Genomic DNA, 1839 nt, shown 5'->3' on the forward strand with positions numbered 1-1839 from the left:
CCGTCGAACTGATGAGCACGGACTTGCCGGTCTCGAAAGCGGTGTTCCCCGGCAGGTCCGACCAGCGGGTGTTCTTATCGACCAGATCGAGGTAGCCGCGCATGTTCAGGACGCGGTGGCCGCCGTCCATCCGCACGACCCCGGCGTTCTGCAGCAGTGACGCGATCGGCTGGAAGGTGGCGATCGCCATCGGGCTGAAGAAGGGGACGTAGGACTTCGTCACCTTCCTGGCGGCCCTGATCCGGTCGGCCTGCGGCGCGTCGGCCGGAAAGGCCAGGTCATATGGGGTCAGATCGCGGCTGGTGGCGATCTCCCTGGACCCCGCGGTATCGACCTGCAGCCGGTAGCCGAGCTCCGCGAGCCGGGCGCCCACCACGGGGTCCGCGAAGAAGTCCCGCTTCTCCGAACCGGCCAGGACCCGGACGGTCCGCACGTTGCCATCGGGCGGACCGCCGCCGGCGTCGCCCCCCAGCCGGGGGAGCACGATCAGGGCCACCACCGCGATCACGAGCAGACCGGCCAGCAGGAGCCCGACGGTCCTGCCCCGCTGCGCCGAACGCACCAGCCCTCCGCCCGAATCCCCCGATTGACCCCTCTGCCCCCATAATGGTAGATCCCGGCGACACGTTCTCCACGTTCAACCCACGCGACCGTTTCCTGGTGACGGTGGATGGCCGCGGCGCCCGTCCGTGGGAGACGAGGGGGGACGAGATCGCCCACGCGCTGTGCGGCTCCGTCACGACCACCATCACCGATGGATCAGTGGCAAAGATACGCCCCCGATCTCGCGTACCGGCCTCTGTGCCGGTAACCGCCTCCGTTGCATAAGAGCGCCCGATAGCGGCGCTCATGCCGCCTCACCTTGCGGTGAGGCCCTCCGCTCGTCCAGAACGGCGCACCCGGTCCGACCGGGACGGCTGGGGCGGGGCGGCTGAGGCGGGGTCAGCCCAGTACCACCCGGTGCGCGCCGGTGTGGAGGTTCATCGACGTACCGCGCACGAACCCAGCGAGCGTCATCCCCGACTCCTCGGCGAGGTCCACCGCGAGCGTCGAGGGCGCGGAGACCGCCGCGAGCGCCGGCACCCCGGCCATCAGCGCCTTCTGCCTGGAACCGACGACAGCCACCGCACCCCGACGGGTCGGTCTCATCGGCTCCGGGGCCGGCCGGGACCGCGAAACGGCCCCGGCCGGTGGGAGGATTCGTTCCCTCAGTAGTTGACGCGAGTCCAGCTGAAGACGCCCGGGGTAGCCGGGTTGATCGCGAGCTTCAGGTAGTCGTTCGCCTGAGCGCTGCCATCGACGACGACGCGGGTCACGTTGGGAGCCTGCAGGGTCTTCGGGGCCAGCGGGTGGATGCCGTAGAGCGGGTCCGTGCTCGTGAACGGGTGGTCGACCCGGAAGTTGTGCGAGTCACCCTGCAGGATGAGCACCGGCTTACCGAAATGCTCGGCGAGGGTCCCGATCCGCTTGACGATGGGATCGAAGCCACTCAGCCCGTCTCCACCGGCGGCCAGCGCGCTGGTGTCCCACATATCGGCCTGCATGAGCAGCGCGACCCCCGGCGCCCCGGTCCGGCGTGCGACGTTGAACGCCTCGTTGATCCACTCAAGGTCCGCGTCAAGCCTGGTAGAATACTCGTTCCGCTGCTCCGCGGACAGCGGCGTCACCCCGAACCACGGGACGAGGTCGTTGTTGCTGCCCTGCACGTTAAGTGTCGAGAAAACCACACCGGACTGGGTCCACATGGTGTTCTCCACGAAGGGCGCGTAGGCCGGGTTCGCGGATTCACTGGTGACCTGCCAGGCGTTCACGCCGAGGGTCCGACCCAGGGCCGCGCAG

1 protein-coding gene and 2 pseudogenes are annotated in these 1839 nt (G+C 69.1%); all 3 read right to left on the bottom strand.

Translation table 11 applies throughout. The features are described 5' to 3' along the window. Positions 1-562: pseudogene (locus AC08ON_RS15800) on the bottom strand (hypothetical protein); the annotation flags it as partial. A 380-nt stretch (positions 563-942) separates the two neighbouring features. Next, entirely contained in the window at positions 943-1149 is a 207-nt protein-coding gene (locus tag AC08ON_RS15805; protein WP_476608237.1) for a formate dehydrogenase accessory sulfurtransferase FdhD, read from the bottom strand. Between the two features lie 59 nt (positions 1150-1208). Continuing rightward, positions 1209-1839 (bottom strand): annotated as a pseudogene (locus tag AC08ON_RS15810) (metallophosphoesterase); the annotation flags it as partial.

Source organism: Frankia sp. CoWAU3 (assembly GCF_977971855.1).

Coding starts and splice junctions, on each gene's coding strand:
- AC08ON_RS15805 (WP_476608237.1), bottom strand. CDS start 1,149: ATGAGACCGACCCGTCGGGGTGCGGTGGCTGTCGTCGGTTCCAGGCAG.